This is a genomic window from Mesorhizobium sp. 131-2-1, from assembly GCF_016756535.1.
Lineage (GTDB): Bacteria > Pseudomonadota > Alphaproteobacteria > Rhizobiales > Rhizobiaceae > Mesorhizobium.
The window spans coordinates 1,492,632-1,516,706 of record NZ_AP023247.1; the positions used below are offsets into that span (position 1 = coordinate 1,492,632).

The following is a 24,075-nucleotide window of genomic DNA, read 5'->3' on the forward strand; positions in this document are numbered from 1 at the left end:
TGATCGCTTCGCTCTACAAAATACTTTAGTTGCTACTTGACTATATTGTCGCGCTGAGATACTCAAGTCCATGCTTAACTATTCCGAGATCGACAGCATCCTACGGGCTCTTGTCGAGCCCACCCGCCGCCAGATCCTGGAACGGCTGAGCCGCGGACCGGCGACCGTCAGCCAATTGGCGGAACCCTTCGGCATGACGTTCGCTGCCGTGCTGCAGCATCTGCAGGCGCTGGAAGCTTGCGGGCTGATCCGCAGTGAAAAGATCGGGCGGGTGCGCACTTGCCGGATCGAACCGGGCGGACTCGCTCCGCTCGCCGACTGGATCGCGGAACGCCGAATACCGGCGGAACGCCACCTCGATCGTCTCGGCAAAATCCTGGCCGAGACGGACCCCAAAGACCAATCCCCCAAGAAAAGTCAGGACAAGGACCAAGCATCATGAACCAGATCGCCCCGGTAGAGGAACACTCCGTCATCCACTCCACCTTCACCATCGAGCGCACCTATCCGCAATCGCCGGCCCAGGTCTTCCATGCCTTTGCGGACAAGGCGACGGTGCGGCGCTGGCGCGTCGAAGGCCATGGTTTCACCATTGCCGAATTCAGCTTCGACTTCCGTGTCGGCGGCGCCGAGGTGTCGCGCTTCAGCTACCAAGGCGGCCCGGAAATCAGGCTCGACGCGCAGTTCCAGGATATTGTTCCCGACCAGCGGATCGTCTTCTGCTACCGGATGGCAGTCGGGCCGCAGCCCATGTCGGCATCGCTGACAACCATTGAGCTGACCCGATCGGGTGAGGGCACCCGCCTCACCTTCACCGAACAGGGCGTGTTTTTCGACGGAGTCGATTCGGCGCAGGGTCGCGAAGAGGGCACGCGCGGACTTTTGGAAGCTCTTGCCGCCGAACTGTCGAGATAGGTTTCGCGATCCGGGGGCGGGCAGGATCGAAGCGATCCGCCCGCCTTGGCAAGCGGCGGCTAGAGGCGGTTGGTCGCGATCCAGATCACATGGCGGGCGCCACGTTTGCCATGGGCGCGCGCCTTGACCTCATCGACGGCGAAGCCCGCCTGCTTCAGGCGACGGGTGAAGCCGCCATCGGGGCCCTGTGACCAGACCGCCAGCACGCCGCCGGGCCGGAGCGCAGCGCGTGCCTGGCCGAGGCCGGCTGCGCCGTAGAGGGCATCATTGCCCCTGTGGACGATGCCTTCCGGGCCGTTGTCGACATCGAGCAGGATGGCGTCCCAGGCGGCCTTCCCGGCGCCGATGACGCGCCCGACGTCGCTTTCCTGGATGGTCACGCGGGGGTCGTCGAGGCAGCCGTTGAAAATCCCGGCCATCGGGCCGCGTGCCCAGGCGACGACGGCGGGCACCAGTTCGGCGACGGTGACGCTTGCGTCCGGGCCAAGTTCGGCAAGGGCGGCGCGCAGCGTGAAGCCCATCCCCAGGCCGCCGATCAGGATTTTCGGTCGGCTGTGACCGGCGATCCTTTCGCAGGAGAGTTTTGCAAGCGCCTGCTCGGAGCCGCTGAGGCGGCTGTTCATCAACTCGTTGGTGCCGAGCATGATCGAGAATTCAGCCCCGCGCTGCTTCAGGCGCAATTCCTGTCCGCCGTCCGGCGTTCTCGCCGAGTCGAGCTGGACCCAGGGGATCAAGGCCTGATTCCGCTTGTTGGCATCATGGCTGGGTTGCCAGCGCCGGCTGGCTCCAGCGGGCGGCGAGCAGCCGGTAGGGGATCAGCGCCACCACGGCGATGATCAGCTTCACCGAGAGGTCGCCCAGCGCCCAGGACACCCAGCGCATGGTCTCGACCGGCAGCACGCCCATCAGCGGCGCGGTCTCAAGCGCGAAGCTGTCGTTCGGGCCGACAAAGGCGAAAGCGGCGGAGAAGGCGATACCGAAGAAGACGACGGTGTCGAACACCGAGCCGACCAGCGTGCCGACGATCGGCGCGCGCCACCAGCTCTGCCGGCGCAGCCGGTTGAACACGGTGACGTCGAGCAGCTGCGCGGTCAGGAAGGCCGCTCCGGAAGCGGCGGCGATGCGCACCAGCCGGTCGGCGGCGGTCTCGAACTCGATCAAGCCGTGCCGAAACAGGAAGGGTGGGACGAGGATCGAGCAGATCACGGCCGTCATGAAGCCGACAAAGACGATCCTGCGCGCCACCGTCGGGCCATAGCGGCGGTTGGCGAGGTCGGTGACCAGGAAGGAGAAGGGGTAGGTGAAGGCGCCCCAGGTGAGCAGGTCGGCCAGCGACAGGCCGCCGATCCGGCCCTGCATCGGGAACTGGACGAGGATGTTGGATGCCACGACGACAAGCGCCATGGCGGCCACGAAGGGCAGGTACCGCGAGAAGGAATTCATTTTTTTATCCTGGGTAATGGAACCAGCGGGAGCGCCGTGCCTGGTGTGGACGACGCTATCGTCTTGCTTCGAACATGAAATCGGACCGGAAATCGCTTCGCGCTCCCGGTCCGGCAAAGCGGCGGTGACCCGCCGAAAGGCGTCAGGCTGCCGGCTGCTCGGCGAGCTTCTTGGCGATCTGCTTCTTCAACAGACGGGCGCGCTGCGACAGCTCCTTGGCGTCGGCCTTGGCCAGGAAGGCGTCGAGGCCGCCGCGGTGCTCGACCGAACGCAGGGCGTTGGCCGAAATGCGCAGGCGCACATTCTGGTTCAGCACTTCGGAGATCAGCGTCACATTGACCAGGTTCGGCAGGAAGCGGCGCTTGGTCTTGTTGTTGGCGTGGCTCACATTGTTGCCGGTCTGGACTGCCTTGGCAGTGAGCTCGCAGGTGCGGGACATGGTTCTAACCTTCAGTTCTCGGTCGGCCAAACCATTCGACCCGCGCCAGGGTGGCGCGCGGTCTCGGTCAGGCGGCCTTATGGAAAAAGTTGGCGTTCCATAGTTGCATTTCGCCGGCGCGTCAAGCTCCGGTCAGCCGGCAGCTTCAGGCCGTATTCCATATTAAGGCCGGATTTCCCTCTATAAGCCAGCCGCATAGGGACATGCCAGCCCGGAATCGCCCGTTTCCGGCTGAAGATCGAGGACCGCCATGCTTCGCCCTCCTGTGCTTCGTTCGTCATATGCTTTCGCTGGTTTGCTTGCGGTGGCCCTGCCGACGGCGAGTTTCGCAGCCGCCGCGCCACAATCCTTCAAGGGCGAATACACGGTGTCGTTTCTTGGCCTTTCGGTGGCCAGGGCGACGTTCTCGAGCCGCTATGACGGCGACAATTACGCGATCAACGGCACCGTCTCCGCCGCGGGCCTCGCCAAGCTGTTCGACGACACCAAGGGCACGATTTCGTCGAAGGGAACGATTTCAGGCAAGCAGATGCGGCCTGCAGCCTTCCGGGCCGACTATACCTCGGGCAAGAAGGCCTCGGTGGTCGACATTCGCTTCGCCAATGGCGCGGTGACCTCGACCGAGGTTGTCCCGGCGCCGAAGAAGCGCGATCCCAAGAGCTGGGTGCCGCTCGGCGCGGGCGACCTCAAGTCGGTGCTCGATCCGATGGCCGCCACCGTCATCCATGCCGACAGCCTCGACCAGGTCTGCGGGCGAACGGTCAAGTTCTACGACGGCGAGATGCGCGCCAACCTGACGCTGACCTATGCCTCGAAAGGGTCGATCTCGGTGCCGGGCTACAAGGGCGATACGGTGACCTGCAGGATGGGTTTCGAACCCGTTGCCGGCTATCGCAAGGGCCGCAAGGCGCTGAATTTCCTCAAGGACAAGAGCCGCATGCTGGTGACGTTTGCACCGCTCGGCCAAACCGGCGTATATGCGCCGATCCGCGCCTCCGTCGGGACCCAGATCGGTCCGCTGACCATCAGCGCTGGACGGTTCGAGGCAGTCAACTAGGCGCGTCTGCGCGCCGCCGGAGACGGGAATGGGGCGCGCAACACTGATCGGCTTTTCGGCGGTCGCCATGTGGGCGCTGCTGGCGCTTTTGACCGACGCGTCCGGTCAGGTGCCGCCGTTCCTCCTGTCGGCCATCACCTTCGCCATCGGCACGTGCGTCGGGCTCGCCGCGCGACTGGTGATGCCAGCCGCCGACCGGCGCGAAAAGATCCCGCCGCAAGTCTGGGTGATCGGCATTGCCGGCCTGTTCGGCTACCATTTCTTCTACTTCACCGCGCTACGCAACGCGCCGGCGGTGGAGGCGAGCCTGATCGCCTATCTGTGGCCACTGCTGATCGTGCTCGGCTCGGCGCTGATGCCGGGCGAGCGGCTGGTCTGGAACCATGTCGTCGGCGCCCTGCTCGGTCTCGCCGGCACTTTCCTCATCGTCACCAAGGGCGGTGGGCTGACCTTCGACGCGCGCTATGCCTTCGGCTATGCGATGGCCGGTGTCTGCGCGCTTTTGTGGTCGTCCTATTCGCTGTTGTCGCGGCGCTTCCCGTCCGTGCCGACCTCGATCGTCACCTGGTTCTGCGCCGCGACGTCCGCGCTTTCGCTGGCCTGCCATTTCCTGCTTGAACAGACGGTGCTGCCCGTCGGCGCCGGCCAGTGGCTGGCCGTGTTCGGCCTCGGCCTGATGCCGGTGGGAGCGGCGTTCTATGCCTGGGACATCGGCGTCAAGCGCGGCAATATCCAGGTGCTGGGCGCGGCGAGCTATGCCGCGCCGCTGCTGTCGACGCTGGTGCTGATAGCAGCCGGCGTTGCCGAGCCGTCGCTGCGCATCCTCGCCGCCTGCGTGCTCATCACCGGAGGCGCAGCACTGGCGGCGAAATCGTTGTTCCTGCGCAAGCCGGCCACCGGCGGGGCCAGCGCATGATGCCGTTTCCCGGCGGCATCGACGCCAACGCCAATGCGACGCTGGTGTTTTCGCTGGTGGCTGCGGTGATCTACGCCTTCACGCTCAACATGCCGCCGAGCCTCGCCCGCTCGGCGGCAAAGACACTTGCCGTCGCCATGCTGGCAGTGCTGGCCCTCATGCAGGGCGGTCCGCTTCTGCTGGTCGCCGCGCTTGCGCTCAGCGCCGTCGGCGATGCCTTCCTGTCGCGCGACGGCGAGAAGGCCTTTCTCGGCGGGCTGGCCAGTTTTCTGCTGGCGCATATCCTCTACGTTCCGCTGTTCCTGCAAAGCGGCGGCGGGTCAGGGCTGCTCGGCACCGAATCCTGGCGCGGCGCGATCGCGCTCGCCCTGGTGGCATTCGCCATCGTCATGCTGGCGGCACTCTGGCGCCGCGTTGGCCCCGCCTTGCGCCTGCCGGTCGCCATCTATGTCGCGGCGATCCTCGCCATGGGGATTTCGGCGCTCACCACCAGCAGCACGCTGGTGATCGCCGGGGCCATCCTGTTCATGGCGTCGGACGGGTTGCTTGCCGCGGAAAAATTCCTGCTCGCCGCCATTTCCCCGCATCGCGTCTGGATGCGTTACGCGGTCTGGGCGCTCTACTACGCTGCCCAGCTCTGCATCACGCTGGGCTTTCTGCTGAGCTAAGCGGTTTTCGGCCGCCAGCCGGGCTCGGCCAGCTCGAAGGTGGCGAAGTCGAAGCCCGGCGCCACGGTGCAACCGACCAGCGTCCATTCGCCAAGGCTGCGCGCCGACTGCCACCAGCCGGCTGGCACCACGATCTGCGGCCGCTCGCCGGCGGCAAGCGCGACGCCCAGCACCTGCTCGATCACGCCACCGCCTTCCTCATGCATCGACAGCGCCAGCGGCGCGCCGGCATAGAAGTGCCAGACCTCGGCCGCGTCCCTGACCCGGTGCCAGGCCGACAGCTGATCCTCTTCCAGGAGGAAGTAGATGGCGGTCGAATGGCCGCGCGCGCCTCCCGCGGCATCGCGAAAGGTCTCGGCATACCAGCCGCCCTCCGGGTGCGGCTTCAGGCCGAGCGTTGCGATGATTTCTGCCGAACTGGTCATCGGCCGCAGGGCTCAGAAATTGTCCTTGCGCTTGCGGATCTCGGCGAACACTTCGGCGTCGGTCGCCTTTTCCATGCCGAGATGCTTGCGGATCGCCGGGTCGTGCCAGCGCAGGAACGGGTTGGTCGACAGCTCCTCGCCGATCGTGGTCGGCAGCGTCGGCTTGTTGTCGGCGCGCAGCGCCTCGATCCTGGCGGCGCGCTCCTTCAGGGCCGAATTGGTCGGGTCGACGGTGAGCGCGAAGCGGGCGTTGGAAAGCGTGTATTCATGACCGCAATAGACAACCGTCTCGGCCGGCAGCGCCGCCAGCTTCTTCAGCGAATCGTACATCACCGGCGGCTTGCACTCGAACAGCCGGCCGCAGCCCAGCGCAAACAGCGTGTCGGCGGTGAAGGCGACTTTCGAGGCCGGCAGATGGTAGGAGACGTGACCGGCCGTGTGGCCGGGCGTGGCGATGACATCGATCCTTTCCTCGCCGAGGTGGACGACCGAGCCTTCACCGACCGTCTCGTCGATGCCGGGGATCTTCTCCTTTTCCGCCTCCGGACCGATGATGCGCAGCTTGAAGCGCTCCTTCAGCGCCAGGTTGGCTTCGACATGGTCGACATGGTGGTGGGTGGTCAGGATCAGCGTCGGCTTCCAGCCGGTGCGCTCAATCGCGGCCAGGATCGGCGCCTCCTCGGGCGCGTCGATGATCGCGGTTTGGCCGCTTTTGGGATCACGCACCAGCACGCCGAAATTATCGCTGCGGCACATGAACTGTTCGATTTCGACCGGCATCGCATCTCTCCTTTTGTCGCGGCAGACATAGGGCGCTTGGGTGCCGATGTCATCCGCCTTTGTTGAACTTGCAATGCTTCGAAGCTACCGTCCCGGCCATGCATTCCGATATCGTCGATCTCCGTTCCTTCTATTCGACCACGCTCGGCCGCCTGGCCGAACGCTCGATCACCATGGCGCTGTCGTCGATCTGGGCGGCCGTGCCCAACGAGCGGCTGGTCGGGCTCGGCTACACCTTGCCGTGGCTGGAGCGGTTCGGAGCCGACGCCGAGCGCGTCTTTGCCTTCATGCCGGCGACGCAAGGCGCCGTGGTCTGGCCGACGACGGGGCCGACGGCAACCGCGCTGGTCTTCGACGAGGAATTGCCGCTGGTCGATTCCTGCATCGACCGCGTGCTGCTCGTGCACTCGCTCGAACATGTCGAGAACCCGCGCGAGACGCTGAACGAGATCTGGCGGGTGCTGTCGCCCGCCGGCCGTGTCGTCATCGTCGTGCCCAACCGGCGCGGCGTCTGGGCGCGTTTCGAGCACACGCCGTTCGGCAATGGCCGGCCGTTCTCGCGCGGCCAGCTCACCGAATTGCTGCGCGAGGCGAACTTCACGCCGGCGGCGTGGTCCGACGCGCTGTTCTTCCCGCCGTCGCCGCGGCGTTTCATGATGCGGTTCCACAATGTGCTGGAGCGCGCCGGCCGACGCTTCTGGCCGATCTTTTCCGGCGTCATCGTGGTCGAGGCACAGAAGCGGCTCTACCAGGGCGTGCCGGTCGTGCAGCGCGCCTCGCGACGAGTCTTCGTGCCGGTGCTGACGCCGCAAGGCGCCACCCGGCTCGGACGGCTGGCCGCGGACAGGGCGCAAGCCCGGGTGACGCGTTCGTGATCGCGGCAACGCCTTGCCCTATCCTATCTGTCGGGGGCGGGGCCGCGGCCTGAAGGACATGCCCGGCCGCGCCCGGGTTCAGCACCTTTTCCGAAAACAGGGATATCGACATGGCGGATCAAGCGGATGACAAGGCCGGCCCGGCGCCTGCCGCCGTGTCGGTCGAGACCAGCAGCCTCGGCGACCAACTGGCGACGATCCGACAGGCGCTGAAATCCTCGCCGGTGCGCAGACAGTTCGCCTGGGCCTGTGTCGGCATCGTCGCCGTCATCGTCGCGACCGCGATCGGCCAGGTGCTGCTCAACCGCTGGAACCAGCCTTTCTACGATGCGCTGGCGCGGCGCGACCTGGCGGGCTTCCTGCATCAGCTTATGGTCTTCGCGGCCATCGCCGGCGCTCTCTTGGTGCTCAATGTCGGCCAGACCTGGCTCAACCAGACCATCCGGCTGAGGCTGCGCCAGGCGCTGACGCTCGACCTGATCGATGAATGGATGCGGCCGGCGCGCGCCTTCCGGCTGGCGCATGCCGGTGCCATCGGCGTCAATCCGGATCAGCGCATGCAGCAGGACGCCGGCCATCTCTCCGATCTGTCCACCGATCTCGGCGTCGGCCTGCTGCAGGCCTTCATCCTGTTGGCGTCGTTCATCGGTGTGCTGTGGCAGCTCTCTTCCGGCTTCGTCTTCCACATCGGCGGTTATTCGCTGGCGATCCCCGGCTACATGGTGTGGGCGGCGATCCTCTATGCCGGCATCGCCTCATGGCTGAGCTGGCTGGTCGGACGGCCGCTGATCCGCTTCAACAGCGACCGCTACACGCGCGAGGCCGAACTCAGGTCGACGATGGTCCGCGTCAACGAGAACATCGATGCCATCGCGCTCGCGCATGGCGAGGCCGACGCCAGACGGCAGCTCGAGCTCGACCTCGGCACGGTGCTCGGCGCCATGCGGCGCATCTACAGCGCCCAGATCAATCTCTCCTGGGTCACCGACACCTATGGCTGGATCACCGTGGTGGCGCCGATCCTGGTTGCCGCGCCGGTCTATTTCGCCGGCGACATCAGCTTTGGCGGGCTGATGATGGCGGTCGGCGCCTTCAACCAGGTCCATTCCTCGCTGCGCTGGTTCATCAACAATATCGGCGGCATCGCCGACTGGCGGGCGACGCTGATGCGCGTCGCCGATTTCCGCATCGCGCTCGGCGAAACCGATGTTTTCCACGACACGGAAAAGCGCATCGAACTTACTGAAAACCCCGACGGGACGCTAACCTTCGAGAAGCTGGAAGTCGCCTCGCCGGACGGCTGCACGAAGCTTGCCGAACCGCATGTCGAGATACGCCCCGGCGAGCGCGTGATGATCACCGGCGACCCGCGCGCCGGCAAGACGCTGTTCTTCCGCGCCATAGCCGGGCTGTGGCCATGGGGCAGCGGCCGCATCGGCATGCCGGCCGGAGCGGCGCCGATCTTCGTTCCGCGCACCCCCTATTTCCCGCTCGGCACGCTGCGCGAGGTGCTCAACCACGCTGACGGCATCACGGTCGACGATGCCGAGATCGCGGCGGTGCTGACGGAAGTCGGTCTCGAACGGCTTGCGTCCTCGCTCGACCGTTCGGTGCGCTGGGAGCACGAGCTGGCCGACGACGAGCAACGCCTGCTTGCCGTCGCCAGGCTCGCGCTGAGGCGGCCGAAATGGGTGATCATCGACGAGGCGATGGACACGTTCGACGGCGCGACGCTGCGGCGTGTGCTGTCGACGCTGGAAAAGCGCCTGCCGGATGCTGCCATCCTCAACATTGGCCGTGGCCAGCACAACAACCAGTTCTTTCCGCGCTCGCTGACGATCGTGAAGGATACCGGCGGATTGGCGCTGAAGCCGGCACGGGTCAGGGCCGGTGCGATCGAGCCGCCGCCGCACGCCCCACGCAGGAAGAAGTGAGCGATAGAGCGGTCCAGCTTTATTTCGCCGTGATCGGCGCGGAAGATGATGCGCGTCAAACCGGACGCACGCGGCCATGTTCGACATGCTCAGCCTGCTTGCCTGTCTCGGCTGCGCTCAGGCGACGCCCCTGCCGATGCCAGCCGCGCCAGCCACTGTGGATGTCGAACTGGTGCTTGCGGTCGACATCTCGACGTCGATGGACGAGCGCGAATTCGCGCTGCAGCGCGCCGGTTATGTCGAGGCGATCAGGCATCCGGATTTCATCAAGGCGGTGCGCGCGGGCAGCAACGGCCGCATCGCGATCGCTTATTTCGAGTGGGCGGGCACCATTCGCGACGACGCGGTGCTTGCCTGGCAGATCATCGACGGCAGCGACAGCGCCAATGCCTTCGCCGACAGGATCGCGGCGCGGCCCTTCCGCAGCTTTCGCGGCACCTCGATCTCCGGCGCGCTCGCCTTCGGCACCGGGCTCTTCGGGCAGACCGCCTTCAAGGGAGAGCGGCGCGTCATCGACATTTCCGGCGACGGCCCCAACAACACCGGTCCGCCGGTGACCACGGAGCGCGACGCGGCGCTGGCCAAGGGCATCGTCGTCAACGGCCTGCCGATCCTGATCAGCCCATCGCCAACCTTCAGCCATCTCGACCGCTACTATGCCGAATGCGTCACCGGGGGGCCCGGTTCCTTCGTGCTGCCGATCTATGCGGCTTCCGAATTCTCGACCGCCATCCGGCGCAAGCTGATCCTCGAGGTGAGCGGCATCGCCGGCACGCCGGCTGTCCGGATCGACGCGGAAGCGCCCATCGACTGCCTGCAGGGCGAGCGCGACCGGCGGTTCTATTCCGATCCCTATTTCCCGGAACTCGATCGCTGACCTCGACGAGCGCGGCTCACGTTTCACGGAAACGCCGAACCGCTGCCTCCCGCTGTTTTCGCGCAATTCCGGGACGGAAAACCGTTCCACGCTTTTGGATCAGGCAGGGCGCGCGCCGTATTTTTCGCGGAATTCGTCATAGAGGTCGCGTCGCCGGCGGCGGCCGCTGACATAGCCGCGCAGCAACTGCGGCAGCGAGTAACCGAGCGCCTTGGACGAGCGGTTGGCCAGATAGCCGGCGAATGCCTGCGAAACCCTGCCCTTCATTGCATCGGCGATGATCTGGCGGGCGATCATATAGGGCGGAATTTCGGGATAGCGGTCGGCGATATAAGGGTGCTTGTCGATCAGGTTTGCATAGGCTTCGACATAGCCGTCGCGCCGACCGGAAATCGAATTCTCCGAATTGTACTTTTTCCAGTCGATCTCCTCGGACAGCAGCGCGCCGCTGCGGCGGGCAAAGCGCAGCAGCAATTCGCGATCCTGCATGCGCGCTATGTCGCTGTCGTAGCCGCCGATCGCCAACAGCGATTCGTGGCGGGCGGTTATGGCGGAACCGGCGATGAAGATGGTCTGCGAGACCAGGGCCCGTTCCAACGTGCTGCGGGTCAGGAAGGCCTCGCGGTTGACGCATTTGGTGGCCCGGTTGCCCTTCACGGACACGAAGGAGCTGATGAGGACTTCCAGCGACGGATTCTCATCGAAACGCGCCAGCGTCCGCTCCAGCCGGTCCGGCAGATAGACGTCATCCGAATCGAGAAATGTGACAATGGGCGCCCGCGCGCGCTCGATGCCGGCATTGCGGGCGGCGTTGGCGCCGCGCCATTTCGCGCCGACATAGATCAGCCGGGCATCGCGGATTTCGGCAAGTGCCGCTGCCGTGCCGTCGGTGGAGCCGTCATCGACGACAATGTGCTCGAAACGGGTCAGGCTCTGGGCCAGCACGCTTTCCACGGCGCGCACGAGCTGGCTGCGCCGGTTGTGGGTCGGCGTGATCACTGTGATGAGGGGCGCCGGCTCTGGAGCTTTCGGCATGCAACTAGGCCCCGGGTTCTGGGATATTCGGATGGATTTGAGGCCGCCTTCCATGCCCGCCCAGGATTGCGTTCGGCCAGACGCTACAAAAAAGAAGCCTCGGTGTCATCTCGACGACGGGCGCTCAGGCCGTGCAACCGGCAAATTCCGCGACACCGCGCCCCAACTGCAACACATTAGCTGTGGCCGACATAATCCGGCACGAGCTCGACCTTGTCGTCAACGATGCCCGCGGCAAAAGTGAACTGGCCCCAGAAAGCCAAGGTATAGAACGTCTGTGCGACGATCAGGGCGAACGGGATTTGCCAAAGCGGCATACCTGCCGGGCGCGCATGGCTAATGATGCGTCGTGTTGTGCGCCACGATGTGGTGAACCAGCGGCTGAACGACTTGGCGATGCGCTCACCGCGGCTGGGCGACCGGAGCGCGACGAATTTCCGATCGGCATCCCTGCCGGTCACCAATGCGCGCCAGAAAAAGAACCGCCAGCCGCGCGGGGAATAGTGGTAGACGCGGGCGTTGACGTTGCGCAGCTCGTGGCCTTCGCGGCGCAGCTCGTGCGTCAGCAAGGTGCAGGAGACCTTGAAGCCATTGTTTTCCGGGAAGGGATGGCTGGAAATCCAGTCGCGACGGAAGGCGGTGTTGTTGGCATTGAGCGCCCGTTTGGAGGCGAATCTCTTGTCGCCCTGGGCCATCGGGAAGAACCACATCAGGGCGAAGGTTCTCGAAAAGAAGTCATCGCACAGAAGATACGTATAGCCGTTGACGCAGACGATCCCGGGGTCCTGAAACGGGCCGAGCAGGGTTGCAAGCCAGTCCGGTTCCGGAACGGTGTCGGAGTCGAGGAATACGACCAACTCGCCGTCGGTTGCCTGGATACCGTTGTTCTTGAGGTCATAGTAACGACCGCCAGGACAAGCCACGAAGCCTATCTCCGCCACTTCTTCCAATTGCGGCGCTTCGGCATGGAAGTTGCGCCGAAGCGTGTCCGCGTCCTCGTCTTGCCCGCCATGCGAGATGATCAGTTTCGGCCTTGCAAAGCCGGTCGCGGAAACCGCGGCGATTTCGCGCGCCAGGGCGTTCAACCCAACGCCGATCTCCGCCCAGTCGATCGACTTGGCATTGTCCATTTCCACGACGATTGAATAGGTGGGGCATACATCAGCCATCGGGGCACTACCGGTTCATCGGAATGTATGTCGCTATAACCCTGGTGGCCTGCTGTCAAACGACCGAGACGCCACCCAGATTTGCGAGTTCAGCGCCTCGTTCAAGTGCGTTTTCTTATTTCTAGTTCTTCAGGAAACCACGGATGTGGTGCGTGCGGTGCCAGAAGTTCGAAGCATCGGCGTACTCGGACAGAAAACGCTCCCTCCACTCCTCATTGATTGTGTCGCGCTGGATTTCGAGACCTGACTCGAGGTTGGTTCCCCAGATGGGCTCGACATCCGCCAAGCGTGCAATTTGTTCGAGGCTTGCTCGCGGATCTTGCTGAATTTGCTCGTAAGTCAGCGAAAGGTAGGGCAGTCCGTTTTTTGCAAACCAGCCATCCCAAGCCAGATTTTCCATCAGAATTCTTTCAAGCGAATCGACGATCGCGCCACCGTCATAGCGCGGCGGTGTGTGATTGACTTCCGTGGAGCGGAATCTGCGAGTTTGACGGGCGCGTGTCCAAGAAATCGCCTGGCCCAGCCGATCACTGCGCGTCAAGCGGACGTACCGCGGATTCGGAAGGCTCGCGGGCAGGTTCAATTTCTTGGCAACTTGAGCAAATTGGCTTGCGAAAAGCTTGATCGCGTAGACTCCTGAGGAGGATCGCCCGTCCGTCAACGCACGCAGGAGCTGCGCGCGGGGGGCGCGAGGATAGTCTGGCAGCTCCAGCAAACGGCGACCGCCAAACCACTCAAGAGGACGCCCCAGTTCGGCGGAGGCCATCAACCCCGCGAGATGATTGCTGCCGCTGCGCGGTGAGGTGCAGACAAGAATTCCGGCCTTTATCCCCGACAGAATGTCGGGCGGGATTTCAACCGTCGCCGCACGCCGACGAAAGAGACGCATCGCAATCATCGCTTCAGCAAAAACACCGCCTGCTGGCCGAAGAAATTCCAGAACCACCACGGCATCGAGAGGCCGATCTTCTGTCCGTTGCCGTCGAGGGCGGTTGCCTTTTCCACCGTGGCGCCAAGCTCCTCGCACAGATTGACGAAGTCGCGGATGGTGCAGAAATGGATGTTGGGCGTGTCGTACCAGGAGTAGGGCAGATCCTTGGTCACCGGCATCCGCCCCTTGACGAACAGCGACAGGCGCACCCGCCAGTGGCCGAAATTGGGGAAAGAGACGATGGCGCGGTTGCCGATTCGGAGCAACTCGTCGAGCACCAGCTTGGGATTGCGGGTCGCCTGAAGGGTCTGCGACAGGACAACGAAATCGAAGCCCTTGTCGGGATAGAATTCGAGATCCTTGTCGGCGTCGCCCTGGATCACCGAGAGGCCGCGCGCCACGCATTCGTTGACGCCGCGCTGCGACAGTTCCAGCCCGCGGCCGTCGACCTGCTTGGTCTCCTGCAAAAGTTCCAGCAACAGTCCGTCGCCGGAACCGACATCGAGCACCCGCGACTGTGGCGGGATCAGATCGGCGACGACTTCGAGGTCGACGCGCTGGGCGCGGTTGACGCTCATGCGCTCGCCTCCCTTTTGGCGCATGATCCTGATCCGGAAAGTCTGCAACTTTCCGGGGTCATGCGCTGAGCCCCCTTGCCCGAGCGGCCGAGCCGATGAAGCCGTTGATGGCGGCGAACAGTTCCGGCTCGTCGAGCAGGAAGGCGTCATGGCCGCGATCGGTCTCGATCTCGACGAAGGAGACGGAGGCGCCGGCGGCGTTCAGCGCATGCACGATCGAACGGCTTTCCTCGGTCGGGAACAGCCAGTCGGACGTGAAGGACACCAGGCAGAAGCGTGTTTTCGTGCCGGCAAAGGCATCGGCCAGGCGCCCGCCATGGTCGGCGACGAGGTCGAAATAGTCCATCGCCCGGGTCAAATAGAGATAGGTGTTGGCGTCGAAGCGGTCGACGAAGGTCATGCCTTGATGGCGCAGATAGCTTTCGATCTGGAAGTCGGCGTCGAAACCGAAGGTCAGCGCCTCGCGATCCTGCAGGTTGCGGCCGAACTTGCGATGCAGTGCCGCCTCCGAAAGGTAGGTGATATGGGCGGCCATGCGCGCCACGGCCAGCCCTTTCTCCGGACGCTTGCCGTAGTCGAAATACTTGCCGCCGTGCCATTCCGGATCGGCCATGACGGCTTGCCGGCCGACTTCGTGGAAGGCAATGTTCTGCGAGGTATGACGCGCCCCGGTGGCGATCGGCAGCGCCGAGAAGACGCGCTCGGGATAGCTCGCCGCCCATTCCAGCACTTGCATGCCGCCCATCGAGCCGCCAAGCACGCAAAATAGCTTCTCGATGCCGAAATGATCGACCAGCATCAGCTGCGCCCGCACCATGTCGCGGATGGTGATCACCGGCAGGTCGAGGCCGTAGGGCTTGCCGGTCGCCGGGTTGGTCGAGGCCGGGCCGGTCGAGCCGAGGCAGCCGCCGAGGACGTTGGAGCAGATGACGAAGAAGCGGTTGGTGTCGATGATCTTGCCGGGACCGATCAGCACCTGCCACCAGCCCGGCTTGCCGGTCACCGGATTGGTGCTGGCGACATGCTGGTCGCCGGTCAGCGCGTGGCAGACCAGGATGGCGTTGGAGCGGGCGTCGTTCAGCGTGCCATAGGTCTGGTAGGCGATCTGGAACGGCGACAGCAGCGCGCCGGCATCGAGCTTGAGCGGCGTGTCGGCGCCCAAGCGCAACACCGGGCTCGACGGATTGTCGGCCTCGTTGCTGGTTTTTGCGGCGCGCAGAACGGCCATCACATCCTCATACATTACGCGCCGTGGTTTCCGGAAACCGATTCCGGTCTTCGGACCAGGCGAATGTCCGGCCGGCCACGGACAACAAAAAACCGGCAATGCCTTCGCAAAGCCGGTTACAGGATGCAAACGGCCCTTTAGCGAATTGTTTAACGTGGCTGCAAGCCGACCGGCCAAATCACCACGGAACTGTCGCTGCTCTTCTAGGGCCAGCGCGGCCTGGCGTCAACGGTGAGGCTTTTCGCGCTCCTTGCCGCCTCTCGACATTCGCGGCCACGGCTTGTATTTCCGCTGCGGCCTCCGGACGGAGGCATTCTCGACGGATTTTTTGGATATGAACCAGACACCTGACAAGGCACGTCCGACGCCCCGCGCGGGCATCATGGACATCGAAGCCTATGTGCCCGGCAAGAGCACGGCGCCTGCCGGAGTCGCCAAGGTCCATAAACTGTCGTCGAACGAGAACCCGCTCGGCCCCTCGCCGAAGGCGATCGAGGCCGCGCGAGAGGTTGCCGCAAGGCTCGATGTCTATCCCGACGGCACCGCCAGGCGGCTGCGCGAGGCGATCGCCGAGGTGCACGGCCTCAACGCGGCAAACATCATCTGCTCCAACGGCTCCGACGAGATTCTCGGCCTGTTGGCACAGACCTATCTTGCGCCCGGCAATGAAGCCATCATCACCGAGCACGCCTTCATGGTCTACAAGATCTACATCCAGTCGGCGGGCGCCACGCCGGTCACGGTCAAGGAGACCGATGAGCGCGCCGACATCGACGCGATGCTGGCCGCGGTGACGCCACGGACCCGGATCGTCTTCCTCGCCAATCCCAACAATCCGACCGGCACCTATGTGCCGTTCCAGGAGGTCCGCCGCCTGCATGCCGGCCTGCCGAAGGACGTGCTCCTGGTGCTGGATGGGGCCTACGCCGAATATGTGCGCCGCAACGACTACGAGGCCGGCATCGAGCTGGCGGGCAGCGCCGAGAACGTCGTCATGACCCGCACCTTCTCCAAGCTCGGCCTCGGCGGCGCGCGCATCGGCTGGATGTACGGCCCGATGCATATCGTCGACGCGATCAACCGCGTGCGCGGCCCCTTCAACGTCAATGCGACGGCGATCGAGGCCGGCATTGCCGCGATCCGCGACCGCGCCCATGTCGAGCGTAGCGTGACGCACAACGAGACCTGGCTCGCCTGGCTGAACGAGGAGCTGACAAAGCTCGGGCTCAGGGTGACGCCGAGCGTCGGCAATTTCGTGCTGATCCACTTCCCCGAAGACGGCAAGCATTCGGCGGCGGCGGCGGACGACTATCTCACCGCACGCGGCTACATATTGCGGCGCGTTTCCGGCTACGGCTTCCCCAACGCGCTGCGCATGAGCGTCGGCACCGAAGAAGCCAATCGCGGCGCGATCGCCGCCCTCACGATCTTCCTGAAAAGTTGAGCGCCATGACGTCTGTGATGTTCGAAAAGATCGCGCTGGTCGGCATCGGCCTGATCGGCTCGTCGCTGGCCCGCGTCATCCGCCGCGAGGGCCTGGCCCGCCATGTCGCTATCGCCACGCGCAGCCCCGCCACGCTGGCGCGGGCCGAGGAGCTCGGCCTCGGCGATTCCTACACAACCGACGCCAGGGAAGCGGTACGCGATGCCGATCTGGTTATCGTCTCGGTGCCGGTCGGCTCCTCCGGCGAAGTGGCGGAAGAAATCGCGCCGGCGCTGAAGAAGGGCGCCATCCTTACCGATGTCGGCTCGACCAAGGCTTCGGTCATCGCGCAGATGCAGCCTTATGTTCCTGATGGCGTTCACTTCATTCCCGGCCATCCGCTGGCCGGCACTGAGAAGTCCGGGCCGGACGCCGGCTTCGCCGATCTCTTCGACAACCGCTGGTGCATCTTCACGCCGGTGCCCGGCACCGATCCCGCGGCTTTGGAAAGGCTTTCGGAGTTCTGGCGGCGCTGCGGCTCCAACATCGACACGATGGATCCGCAGCATCACGACATGACGCTGGCCATCGTCTCGCACCTGCCGCACATCATCGCCTACAACATCGTCGGCACCGCGGACGATTTGGAATCGGTGACCAAGACCGAAGTCATCAAATACTCCGCCTCCGGTTTCCGCGACTTCACCCGTCTTGCCGCGTCCGACCCGACCATGTGGCGCGACGTCTGCCTGCACAACAAGGACGCTATCCTGGAAATGCTGGCGCGGTTTTCGGAGGATCTCGCTTCGCTGCAGCGGGCGATCCGCTGGGGCGACGGCGACAAACTGTTCGACCTGTTCACGCGCACGCGCGCCGTCCGCCGCTCGATCATCGAAGCCGGCCAGGACATCGATGTGCCGGATTTCGGCCGTCAGGTCGTCGAACACCCTAAAGGGAGTTGATATTCAGGTGAGGCCGGCCTGCAAATGGCGGCTTCCTGCGCTTCCGGTGCTCACGTACTTTGAGTACGCTCCGCTCCGGTTCTCGGAACCCACCATTTTCGACTCGGCCTGACCTGAATCTCAGCTCCCTTGGCCTCGCTGGAATGGCGGCCAGTGGGCGGCCATCATGGCCAGCGTCTCTGCCCGGTCCGGGGCGCCGAGCCGGCCGCCGAAGCGCTGGCATTTGAGCGCGGCGGCAGCACTTGCAAAGCGCAAGGCTTGCTCGGGCGGCATCGCTTCGGCGAGGCCGACGGCAAAGGCGCCGTGAAACACATCGCCGGCCGCCAACGTATCCACCGCCTTGATCCTCGGCGCCGCGACATGGCGCACCGAGCCGCTGGAACGGTCGTGCCACCAGCTTCCCGCCGCGCCGCCGGTGACCGCGACAAAGGCATCGGTGCGGCTGGCAAGATCGGCGCAGGCGCTTTCCGGATCCAGCGCCTGGCCGCAGACGATGCGCGCCGCCGGCTCCGAGGCGACGATGTGGGTGGCCAGCGGCAACAACTGCTCCAGCACCTCCAAGGGTGCGGTGTCGGCATCGAGGATCGCAGGCCGGCCATTGGCGCGCGCCGCGTTCAGGGCGAGCGCAGCGGCACCCGGCCAGCGCACGTCGGCCAGTACGGCGTCGAAGGCCGAGAGGTCGGCGGCGGGCAGCGCCTCGGGGTCGGCCTGCGCCTTTGGGTCATAGAAGGGGACGATGATACGCTCGCCATGGGCGTCGACGAGGATCGCGGCCAGCGCCGAGCGCGCGCCGGCCACGCGGCGAACCAGGCTACAATCGACGCCCTCGGCCTCGATCTCGGCAACCATCCGGCCGCCGACGGCATCATCGCCCGCACTTGCCCAGAGCGAGACTTCCGCGCCGAGGCGGCGAGCGGCACAGGCGGCGCTGGTCGCCATGCCCGAGGCGATCTGGACGCCATCGGAAGCAATGAACTTGCCCTGATGCATGGGCAGCGTGTCGAGGCGAAGGATCGTGTCGAGGGTGAACGCGCCAACACTCAGGAGCTTGACCGGCCTATCCATCTGCTGACGGGCATTTTTTGGGGTGAGCATGGCCTTATCCAAAAACCGGTTCCACTTTTTGGGACCATGCTCTAATCGACCGGCTTGATCTTGCCGAGCGGAATGAAGCCGAGCGAGGCCTTGCCCTTGACGATCTTGAGCGGCATCGACGGCTCGTTGCCGAGCAGCGCCAGGCCGGCAAAGCCCTGCTCGATCTCGCTCTTGCGTTCGGGAATGGCGCTGCCGAGGATCGCCGCCACCGCCTTGGGGTCCTTGAGCTTGATCGTCAGGTCGGCATCGATGAGGCCGTCGGCATCGACCGACAGCGGCCCGGACACCGTTATGCGTGCTTCGCCCGACGAGAGATCGAGCTTGGCGATGTCGACCGACTGGCCGCGCAGGCTCTTCGGCTGCGTCCTGATCAGTACGACACCGTTCTTCAGCGTCGCCTCGCCGCTGCCGTCGAGCGGCGGCAGCACGCGCCCGCCGATAGCGTCGGCGTCGATCTCGAGGTCGTTGAAACTGCCGACATAGCCGATGTCCTGGCCATTCGGCTGCAATTGCCCGGCGGCCTTTCCGGCATAGAACAGCTCGACAGGATCGGAGTTGTCGGCTGGATCGGTCTGGCCGGACAGGCCCTCGGCCTTCAGCGCGACACGCCGGGGCAGCGGCCAGGAAAGCTTCGCATCCGCCCGCAGCTTGTCCCAGTCGATCCACAACGGCGTCATTCCGGGCATGGAGGTCCTGAGCGGTCCGCGCAGGTCGGCGAAGGGCGACAGGGGCCGCGTGATCTCGGCCACCGCGTTGAAGTTGCCGGTCGAGGCGGCGACGTTCCTGGTGTCGTCCTCATAGGCGAGCGTGTCGCAGGAGATGGCGAAGCTAAGCGGATAGCCGCTGACGATCAGGTTGGCGCAGCCTGCCTGGATGCCCTTGACATTGAGCGCGGCCACCGCCCTGTCGGCCTCGGTCCTGACGCGATCGGCCAGATAGAACCAGCCGGCGCTGTAGATGGCGAACAGCACGGCAATGAAAGCGGCGAGCCAGAACAGCCGGCGGCGAAAGTTCGGCGGGCGCTGGTCAGTTGACGTCATGCTGCAGCTCTCATTGGCCCCTGATATTGCGGGCGGACGGTTGTTACGCAACAAGCAGGAAGACGGAAAACACTGATTCCGGCGTGCGGTCGGGACTCGCGCGATCAGGCTTGGCGATATGGGCGATTTTTGGGTTTTTGGCTATGGGTCGCTGATCTGGCGTCCTGGATTCGCGCATGTCGAGACGCGCCGCGCGCGCCTTTTCGGCTTTCGACGGTCGCTTTGTGTCTATTCCTTCGTGCATCGCGGAACGCGCCAGCGGCCGGGCCTTGTGCTCGGCCTCGACCGTGGCGGCTCCTGCATCGGGCTGGCGTTCCGCGTGCCCGGCGACTTGCGGGACGAGGTTCTCGCCTATCTGCGCGAGCGCGAGCTGGTGACCAGCGTTTATCTCGAACGCACACTGGATATACGGCTCGACGGGAACGGGACGGAAGCGCGCAAGACGGTCAAGGCGGTCGCCTACATCGTCGACCGCGCGCATGAGCAATATGCCGGCGCGCTCGACGCGGCGCATGCGGCCGGCATCGTTCGCGGCGGAACCGGCCAGTCCGGCAGGAACGAGGACTATCTGCTGAGCACGCTGGAGCACCTCAAGGCGCTCGGCATCCGCGATCACTGGCTGGAACAGGTGGCGCGGCGGGTCGCGCCTTTGTGAAGCGCTGGTCTGCCCGAAAAAGCTGGCCAGGCCTTTGACCTCGGCAAGGCAAGACCTAGCTTAGCTGCTGCCCCCAAGCCCGACCTCATCCCAAGCATAACGGAGATCAATCTTGCAGAAACGCCGTCTCGGTCTCACCGACCTCTACATCGCGCCGCTGGTCCTGGGCGGCAATGTCTTTGGCTGGACCGCTGACGAGAAGACCTCCTTCGACCTGCTCGACCGCTTTGCCGATGCCGGTCTCAACGCCGTCGACACAGCCGACGTCTATTCGCGCTGGGCTCCCGGCAACAAGGGCGGTGAATCCGAAACCATCATCGGCAACTGGATGAAGAGCCGCGGCAACCGCGACAGGATCGTCGTCATCACCAAGGTCGGCTCGGATATGGGCCAGGGCAGGCGGGACCTCTCGGCCGCCTATATCGAAAAGGCGGTCGACGCGTCGCTGAAGCGGCTGCAGACGGATGTGATCGACCTCTATCTGTCGCATTGGCCCGACCCGGCGACACCTTACGAGGAGACGCTCGGCGCCTATCAGGGCCTGCTCGCCAAGGGCAAGGTCCGCCATGTCGGCTGCTCCAACCTCGATGCCGGCCAATTGCGCGCGGCGCTCGATGTCGCGAGCCTGCGCAGCCTGCCGCGCTATGAGGTGCTGCAGCCCGCCTACAATCTCTACGACCGTTCATCGTTCGATGGTCCGCTGCGCGACCTCTGCCTGGCCGAGGACATCGGTGTCATCAGCTATTACGGTCTCGCCAAGGGATTTCTCAGTGGCAAATACCGCAGCGAGGCCGACCTCGGCAAAAGCGAGCGCGGCGGCGGGGTCAAGGAATATCTCAATCCACGCGGCATGCGCATCCTCTCCGCGCTTGACGCCGTGGCCGAGCGCCATTCGGCCAAACAGGCTGAGGTCGCGCTTGCCTGGGTGATGGCTCGCTCGGGCATCACCGCGCCGATCGCCAGTGCGACAAAGGTCGAGCAGGTCGACAGTCTCGTTCGTGCGGCATCGATCGAGCTCGCCACGGACGACATCGCCGCGCTGGACAAGGCCAGCGCCTAGCGCGGCTGGCCTGCGCACGATCGTCCAAGACCCCTCCGGCGCCTTGTTGTAAGTCCCGCCGAAATCGGCAGGAGGCGGGGTCTGCATGGCTGGAGAGGCTCTTTCGCAGGCGCAGCCATGGCAGCAATTGCTGGCGCTGATCATCGCGGCGACCGTCGTCATGGGCAGTCCGGGACCGGCGACTATCAGTGTCACCGCCGTCGGAGCCGCCTTCGGCCTGCGTCCTTCGCTTGGCTACACCTCAGGCATCGTGCTTGGAACGATCGCCGTGCTTCTGGTGGTGGCCGCCGGCATTGTCGGCATGCTTGCCTCGCTGCCCGGGCTGGCGCCGGTGCTGACGATCGCCTCGGCGGCCTACATCCTCTACCTCGCCGTCAGGATAGCGATGGCGCCGCCGCTAGCCGAACGAGGAAGCGAGGCAGCGCGTCCCACCTTGCTTGGCGGCTTCGTGCTCGCCGTCGCCAACCCGAAAGCCTATGTGGCGATCGCCGCCGTGTTTGCCGGCGGGTCGTCGGGGGCCGCCGATCTCGGCATTCCGACCAGGCTCATGGTGCTGGGCCTGATGATCGTCGCCATCCATGCGCTGTGGCTGCTTGCCGGGGCAGCCTTCGCCCGCTTCCTGCGGCGGCCGCTGGCCTCGCGGATCATCAACCTGGTTTTCGCGGCGACGCTGGTGCTGACGACGGCACTGGCGGCGTGGCCGTAGGGCGGCCGGCAGGAGCGGCGGCTCAGGCCTTCGCCTTTTCGGCTGCGGCAAGCTCGGCCAGCCGCCTCGCTGCCGTCGGCGGCATCGGCGGCGGGTTCGGCGCGCGCGAGGCCTCGACCAGGAGCTGGTCGCAGGCAGCCTCGGTCTCGCCGATCAGCCGCCGCATGAACTCGTCCTTGGCCAGTCCCGGCGGGATCGGCGGCAGGAAGCGGGCCTTGATGGTGCCGGGATAGCGCAGGAACTTGCGGCGCGGCCAGTAGAGGCCGGCGACATGCGCGACCGGTACCACCGGGACGCCAAGCTGCGAATAGATCTCAACGATGCCATATTTGTAGGCCGGCTCGTCGCCCGGAGCGCGGCGCGTGCCTTCGGGGTAGATGATGAGCTGGCGCGGATTGCGGTCCATCTCCGCTCTGGTGGCGGCGACGACCGCCTTCAGCGCCTTGGAGCGACTGCCACGGTCAACCGGGATCATCCGCATCTTCATGATGTACCAGCCGAAGAAGGGGATCCAGGTCAGCTCCCGTTTCAGGATGTAGAGCGCGTCATCGAGATAGGGAAAAAAGGCGATCGCATCCCAGAAGGACTGATGCTTCGGCGCCAGGATGAAGGACCCTTCGGGCAAGTTCTCGACGCCTGTGATTTCGCTCTTCGTGCCGGCGATCTTGTCGTAGAGCCACATGCAGGTGTGCGACCAGAATTTCGGCACGAACCAGGCCCGGTGGCGCGGCGACAGGAAATAGTACGGGGTCCAGAAGATCATCTGGACGACCAGGCTGAGATAGAAGACGAAGTTGAACGCCAGCGAGCGGAAATAGAGCATGCGGGAAGGGCCCGGTGAGGAAGAGTGCGTTGGTTACACCAAGCGCGGGCAAAAAGGAAACGGCTCGAGGTCGAAGGCCAGGCCCGATTTCCTACCACATCGCTTGCGTCAGGCGCTCCTTCAGCCGCGGGGCGGCGAAATCGAGGAAGGCGCGCAGCTTGACCGGCAGCAGGCCCTGTCCGGCATGGACGAGGCTCACCGGCCATGGCGGCGGCTCGAACTCCCGTAGCACGGCCTGAAGCGCGCCAGAGTGCACCGCGGCGGCGACCTGGTAGGACAGAACCTTGGTCAATCCGACGCCGGCGGTCACGGCGTCGATGGCGGCTTCCGCGGTGTTGACGCGAAGCCTGGAATGGATCGGCACGGTGATCTCGCTCTTGCCGCCGGCGAAGACCCAGGTGGCAGGGGCCGAAAGGTTGTCGAACGTAACGCAGCTGTGCACAGCCAGGTCCTTGGGGATTTGCGGCGTGCCATGGGCCGCAAGGTAGGCCGGGCTTGCGCACACGACACGGCGGATCGCGCCGACACGGATGGCGACAAGGCTGGAATCGGGCAGATCGCCGATGCGCACGGCAAGGTCGATATGCTCGTCGACCAGCTGCGTTATCTGGTCCGACAGCGTCAGCCGGATATAGACCTCGGGATAGGCGGCGAGGAAATCGGTGACCACCGGCAGCACGTGCAGGCGGCCGAAGACGATCGGCGCGGTGACGACCAGTTCGCCTTTGGGCGCGCTGTATTCGCCGGCTGCGGCGCGCTCGGCATCGCCGACCTCGTCCAGGATGCGGCGGCAGGCGGCGAGATAGGCCTCCCCGGCAGCGGTCGGCGTCAGTCGCCGCGCCGAGCGGTAGAGCAGGCGCGTGTTGAGGTGCCGTTCCAATTCCGAGACCTTGCGGCTGAGCGTGGCGAGCGGCATGCCGAAACGGCGCGCCGCGGCGGAAAGGCTGCCGGCCTCCACCGCGGCGACGAAAAGCGTCATGGCTTCGAGGCGATCCATGGTCTTCCGGAAAATGGAAGGAACTATTCCAGATATGCCATCTG

27 protein-coding genes and 1 riboswitch are annotated in these 24,075 nt (G+C 65.0%); of the genes, 13 read left to right on the plus strand and 14 right to left on the minus strand.

The window, feature by feature from the left end:
• The first annotated feature begins 70 nt into the window (after positions 1–70).
• The gene (locus JG743_RS07315) at positions 71–442 is read left to right on the plus strand and encodes an ArsR/SmtB family transcription factor (RefSeq protein ID WP_202299132.1); all 372 of its coding nucleotides are present in this window, start codon (positions 71–73) and stop codon (positions 440–442) included.
• Positions 439–915, plus strand: coding sequence for an SRPBCC family protein (locus JG743_RS07320; protein ID WP_202299133.1), 477 nt, complete (start codon positions 439–441; stop codon positions 913–915). The genes JG743_RS07315 and JG743_RS07320 overlap by 4 nt, the downstream gene beginning before the upstream one ends.
• A gap of 59 nt (positions 916–974) precedes the next feature.
• Here JG743_RS07320 and JG743_RS07325 read toward each other — a convergent pair whose 3' ends face one another.
• The 3 genes from JG743_RS07325 to rpmB all read right to left on the minus strand — a co-directional run bounded on the left by JG743_RS07325 (position 975) and on the right by rpmB (position 2,797).
• Positions 975–1,649: a spermidine synthase gene (locus tag JG743_RS07325; protein WP_202299134.1), complete on the minus strand. Its 675-nt coding sequence runs from the start codon at positions 1,647–1,649 to the stop codon at positions 975–977.
• Between the two features lie 22 nt (positions 1,650–1,671).
• Positions 1,672–2,358: a queuosine precursor transporter gene (locus JG743_RS07330; RefSeq protein WP_202299135.1), complete on the minus strand. Its 687-nt coding sequence runs from the start codon at positions 2,356–2,358 to the stop codon at positions 1,672–1,674.
• Positions 2,359–2,500: 142 nt separating this feature from the next.
• Positions 2,501–2,797 (minus strand): 50S ribosomal protein L28, encoded by a 297-nt coding sequence (rpmB, locus tag JG743_RS07335; protein WP_095804527.1) that lies wholly within the window; start codon positions 2,795–2,797, stop codon positions 2,501–2,503.
• 250 nt (positions 2,798–3,047) lie between these two features.
• Between rpmB and JG743_RS07340 the strand changes: the two genes are divergently transcribed.
• The 3 genes from JG743_RS07340 to JG743_RS07350 are packed head-to-tail and all read left to right on the plus strand — an operon-like array spanning position 3,048 to position 5,438.
• Positions 3,048–3,854 carry a DUF3108 domain-containing protein gene (locus tag JG743_RS07340; RefSeq protein ID WP_244673080.1) on the plus strand — a complete coding sequence of 269 codons (807 nt, stop codon included), beginning with the start codon at positions 3,048–3,050 and terminating at the stop codon, positions 3,852–3,854.
• Positions 3,855–3,882: 28 nt separating this feature from the next.
• Positions 3,883–4,770 carry an aromatic amino acid exporter YddG gene (gene yddG, locus JG743_RS07345; protein WP_202299136.1) on the plus strand — a complete coding sequence of 296 codons (888 nt, stop codon included), beginning with the start codon at positions 3,883–3,885 and terminating at the stop codon, positions 4,768–4,770.
• Positions 4,767–5,438: a lysoplasmalogenase gene (locus tag JG743_RS07350; RefSeq protein WP_202299137.1), complete on the plus strand. Its 672-nt coding sequence runs from the start codon at positions 4,767–4,769 to the stop codon at positions 5,436–5,438. The genes yddG and JG743_RS07350 overlap by 4 nt, the downstream gene beginning before the upstream one ends.
• On the opposite strand, the gene JG743_RS07355 is transcribed toward JG743_RS07350, so the two are convergent.
• A complete protein-coding gene (locus JG743_RS07355; protein ID WP_202299138.1) occupies positions 5,435–5,863 on the minus strand; it encodes a cupin domain-containing protein in 429 nt (142 codons plus the stop codon). The two genes, JG743_RS07350 and JG743_RS07355, sit on opposite strands and share 4 nt — an antisense overlap.
• 12 nt (positions 5,864–5,875) lie before the next feature.
• A complete protein-coding gene (gloB, locus tag JG743_RS07360) occupies positions 5,876–6,643 on the minus strand; it encodes a hydroxyacylglutathione hydrolase (protein WP_202299139.1) in 768 nt (255 codons plus the stop codon).
• A 98-nt stretch (positions 6,644–6,741) separates the two neighbouring features.
• Between gloB and JG743_RS07365 the strand changes: the two genes are divergently transcribed.
• From JG743_RS07365 to JG743_RS07375, 3 genes are all read left to right on the plus strand, one after another.
• Positions 6,742–7,518 (plus strand): class I SAM-dependent methyltransferase, encoded by a 777-nt coding sequence (locus JG743_RS07365; RefSeq protein ID WP_202299140.1) that lies wholly within the window; start codon positions 6,742–6,744, stop codon positions 7,516–7,518.
• 110 nt (positions 7,519–7,628) lie between these two features.
• A complete protein-coding gene (locus tag JG743_RS07370; protein ID WP_202299141.1) occupies positions 7,629–9,452 on the plus strand; it encodes an ABC transporter ATP-binding protein/permease in 1,824 nt (607 codons plus the stop codon).
• Positions 9,453–9,528: 76 nt separating this feature from the next.
• On the plus strand, positions 9,529–10,329 hold the full coding sequence (locus tag JG743_RS07375) for a DUF1194 domain-containing protein (RefSeq protein ID WP_202299142.1): 801 nt from the start codon (positions 9,529–9,531) through the stop codon (positions 10,327–10,329).
• A 99-nt stretch (positions 10,330–10,428) separates the two neighbouring features.
• Here JG743_RS07375 and JG743_RS07380 read toward each other — a convergent pair whose 3' ends face one another.
• The 5 genes from JG743_RS07380 to metX form a co-directional block, all read right to left on the minus strand.
• The gene (locus JG743_RS07380) at positions 10,429–11,364 is read right to left on the minus strand and encodes a glycosyltransferase family 2 protein (protein ID WP_202302493.1); all 936 of its coding nucleotides are present in this window, start codon (positions 11,362–11,364) and stop codon (positions 10,429–10,431) included.
• A gap of 176 nt (positions 11,365–11,540) precedes the next feature.
• Positions 11,541–12,494, minus strand: coding sequence for a glycosyltransferase (locus tag JG743_RS07385; protein WP_244673081.1), 954 nt, complete (start codon positions 12,492–12,494; stop codon positions 11,541–11,543).
• A gap of 160 nt (positions 12,495–12,654) precedes the next feature.
• Complete coding sequence (locus tag JG743_RS07390) at positions 12,655–13,479, minus strand: Stf0 family sulfotransferase (protein WP_202299144.1); 825 nt, start codon at positions 13,477–13,479, stop codon at positions 12,655–12,657.
• Positions 13,428–14,042 carry a methionine biosynthesis protein MetW gene (metW, locus tag JG743_RS07395; protein ID WP_202302495.1) on the minus strand — a complete coding sequence of 205 codons (615 nt, stop codon included), beginning with the start codon at positions 14,040–14,042 and terminating at the stop codon, positions 13,428–13,430. Before metW ends, JG743_RS07390 begins: the two co-directional genes overlap by 52 nt.
• Positions 14,043–14,100: 58 nt before the next feature.
• Entirely contained in the window at positions 14,101–15,270 is a 1,170-nt protein-coding gene (metX, locus tag JG743_RS07400; RefSeq protein ID WP_202299145.1) for a homoserine O-acetyltransferase MetX, read from the minus strand.
• A gap of 117 nt (positions 15,271–15,387) precedes the next feature.
• Positions 15,388–15,465, minus strand: a riboswitch (SAM riboswitch).
• A 139-nt stretch (positions 15,466–15,604) separates the two neighbouring features.
• Here metX and hisC point away from each other — a divergent pair.
• Both hisC and JG743_RS07410 read left to right on the plus strand, forming a co-directional pair.
• Entirely contained in the window at positions 15,605–16,714 is a 1,110-nt protein-coding gene (gene hisC / locus JG743_RS07405; protein ID WP_202299146.1) for a histidinol-phosphate transaminase, read from the plus strand.
• Positions 16,715–16,719: 5 nt separating this feature from the next.
• Positions 16,720–17,655 carry a prephenate/arogenate dehydrogenase family protein gene (locus tag JG743_RS07410; RefSeq protein WP_202299147.1) on the plus strand — a complete coding sequence of 312 codons (936 nt, stop codon included), beginning with the start codon at positions 16,720–16,722 and terminating at the stop codon, positions 17,653–17,655.
• Between the two features lie 120 nt (positions 17,656–17,775).
• Here the strand turns inward: JG743_RS07410 and JG743_RS07415 are convergent, their stop codons facing one another.
• Together JG743_RS07415 and JG743_RS07420 are read right to left on the minus strand one after the other, a co-directional pair.
• Positions 17,776–18,720: a sugar kinase gene (locus tag JG743_RS07415; RefSeq protein WP_202302497.1), complete on the minus strand. Its 945-nt coding sequence runs from the start codon at positions 18,718–18,720 to the stop codon at positions 17,776–17,778.
• 71 nt (positions 18,721–18,791) lie between these two features.
• Entirely contained in the window at positions 18,792–19,790 is a 999-nt protein-coding gene (locus JG743_RS07420; protein WP_202299148.1) for a DUF2125 domain-containing protein, read from the minus strand.
• 118 nt (positions 19,791–19,908) lie between these two features.
• Between JG743_RS07420 and JG743_RS07425 the strand changes: the two genes are divergently transcribed.
• The 3 genes from JG743_RS07425 (at position 19,909) to JG743_RS07435 (ending at position 22,211) form a co-directional block, all read left to right on the plus strand.
• Positions 19,909–20,445 carry a gamma-glutamylcyclotransferase gene (locus JG743_RS07425; RefSeq protein WP_202299149.1) on the plus strand — a complete coding sequence of 179 codons (537 nt, stop codon included), beginning with the start codon at positions 19,909–19,911 and terminating at the stop codon, positions 20,443–20,445.
• A 112-nt stretch (positions 20,446–20,557) separates the two neighbouring features.
• The gene (locus JG743_RS07430; protein ID WP_202299150.1) at positions 20,558–21,505 is read left to right on the plus strand and encodes an aldo/keto reductase; all 948 of its coding nucleotides are present in this window, start codon (positions 20,558–20,560) and stop codon (positions 21,503–21,505) included.
• A gap of 85 nt (positions 21,506–21,590) precedes the next feature.
• A complete protein-coding gene (locus JG743_RS07435; RefSeq protein ID WP_202299151.1) occupies positions 21,591–22,211 on the plus strand; it encodes a LysE family translocator in 621 nt (206 codons plus the stop codon).
• A 22-nt stretch (positions 22,212–22,233) separates the two neighbouring features.
• Here the strand turns inward: JG743_RS07435 and JG743_RS07440 are convergent, their stop codons facing one another.
• Positions 22,234–23,034, minus strand: a complete 801-nt coding sequence (locus JG743_RS07440; RefSeq protein ID WP_202299152.1) for a lysophospholipid acyltransferase family protein — start codon at positions 23,032–23,034, stop codon at positions 22,234–22,236.
• A 91-nt stretch (positions 23,035–23,125) separates the two neighbouring features.
• Positions 23,126–24,031, minus strand: a complete 906-nt coding sequence (locus JG743_RS07445) for a LysR family transcriptional regulator (protein WP_202299153.1) — start codon at positions 24,029–24,031, stop codon at positions 23,126–23,128.
• Positions 24,032–24,075: the final 44 nt, after the last annotated feature.